This window comes from Rhodococcus sp. (in: high G+C Gram-positive bacteria) (genome assembly GCF_049286785.1).
In the GTDB taxonomy this organism is placed as follows: Bacteria; Actinomycetota; Actinomycetes; order Mycobacteriales; family Mycobacteriaceae; genus Rhodococcus_F.
In genome coordinates this window covers 1-1,682 of record NZ_JBAQEO010000229.1, presented here as the reverse complement: position 1 = coordinate 1,682, position 1,682 = coordinate 1, and the positions used below count along the sequence as shown (strand labels likewise).

Here is a 1,682-nt window from a genome sequence, read left to right as displayed (position 1 = left end):
GAAGTGCGCACCATGAACTTGCCGCTGTAGGGACGATCAGCGATCGGGACCGGTGGTTGCTCGCCGGTCAGCGCCATGTCCTCGAGCACTGCACGGACGACGTCGATGACACCGACCAGTGCTTCGGCCTGCGTTTCCGCCAGCCATGACAACGACGGGAATTCGGCGACGGCCCCGACGAATTGGCCGTCGTCTTCCGACCAGGTCACCCGATAGGTGTAGTGCGATACGTCAGCCATCGTCAGCCTCCTTCGTGAGCTTGTCGTATGCGATGACAACCTGACCGACCTGGTAGGGCTTGGCCTTGCCGCCGCCGCCTTTCTTCGATGTTCACTCGCGTGTCGCCCGCCCACGGCATCTTGAATACGGCGTGCGAGGTGCCGCACTGCCGCGGTTCCCCGAATACGTCGCAGCAGAAGTTGAACAGCTCGGTATAGGTCACGCTCTGCGGACTCGCGATCAGCTTCGCCTGCTTCGACCTACCGGCATGGTATCACCGGCGATACTACAGAGGTAGGTGTTGGCGCGCACGAAGCACCAAGTCAGCGACATTCAACACCCGTAGATCGCATCGAAATACCGCTGGTTGGTCGCATCAACGAGGGGTATCGCCGCTGTCACCCGCGCGGGAAGAGCGATCGGAGCGTGGCGGCGAGCCGCTCGGTCGCGGTGGGCGGCGGAGGGGTCGCGTCAATTGCTCGCGCGGCGTCGACGGCGACGGACTTTTGCTGTCGCCATTCCTCGTGGGAGACGACGTGGCCGGTGATCGGGGACCGTCGCGGGAAACGGTCGCCGGGCCCGGCCTTCTCGTTGGTGGCGATCTTGTAGCGCAGTCGGGCCCGGGCGAGTTCGGGATCGAAACCGCGGGCCCACTGCGCATCGTTGTTGCAGAACAGATGGGTGAGGCGGCAGTTCGCCCGCGTATGGGGGCCTGCGCGGTCGATGTGGTCGATCGACAGGGCTTCCGGGCCGTGCAGGGCCTCGAGGTCCACGGGCTCCAGGCAGAGTTGGCATATCCCGCCGTCGCGGGCGTAGATGTCCATGGGGGTGAACCGCTCGGTGACGGTCTTGCCGTCGACGTCGACCGGCGGGATGAAGCTGGCCCGGCGGAGGCGGTGATCTGGGAACGGCTGCTGTCGTCGTTGCATCCGGTTATCGCGTTTCACCTCGGCATTGAAGGCGGCCGTTTCCTCGGCGCTCATCATCCTGATCTCGCCGAATTCGACGTCCTCCCACCGGTTCATACGAGGAGAGTAGCGAGGCGCGCCCACGGCTCGCGACGATCCGCATCTCCGCAGATCCGTAATTCCGTATTGGCTTCCCTTGGATCGATGGTTACTCGACGCTCATCGGCGCGCGTCTCTCTCGGTCTCCTCGTGGCCGTGGTCGGCTTCGGTGAGGTTGTGCAGAGCAAGCGCGCGAACGAAAGTCTCGAGAATGCTGGTTTCCGCGTGGGTGAGAGCAATGGCCGCTCCCTCGGGCCGGATGGTCTGGCGCGTTCGGTGGATGTCGGTGGTCCCGGTGCAGTCCGGGGAAGTAGTCGATGGACATGGGTCTGCTGGATGCGGTCAGCGTGCATCGGGGGTTCGTCAGAAAAGGGCGCCCTGGTTCTCGTTCGCAGCCGCGTCGGTGCGCTGCTGGTAGGCGGCGGCGAAGGCGCGGGCCGTGGACTCGGTGCAGCC

General features: G+C 64.9%; 2 protein-coding genes. Both read right to left on the bottom strand.

Features of this window, described 5'->3' with window-relative positions; translation table 11 throughout:
• Positions 1 to 239: type II toxin-antitoxin system HicB family antitoxin (locus WAW17_RS09485; RefSeq protein WP_422332729.1), on the bottom strand; the 239-nt coding region annotated here is incomplete at its 3' end.
• 378 nt (positions 240 to 617) lie between these two features.
• Complete coding sequence (locus tag WAW17_RS09480) at positions 618 to 1,244, bottom strand: HNH endonuclease (RefSeq protein ID WP_422332728.1); 627 nt, start codon at positions 1,242 to 1,244, stop codon at positions 618 to 620.
• Between the last annotated feature and the right edge of the window lie 438 nt (positions 1,245 to 1,682).

Excerpts from the sequence above, each read along its gene's own strand:
- WAW17_RS09480 (WP_422332728.1), bottom strand. The coding sequence starts at position 1,244 with ATGAACCGGTGGGAGGACGTCGAATTCGGCGAGATCAGGATGATGAGC.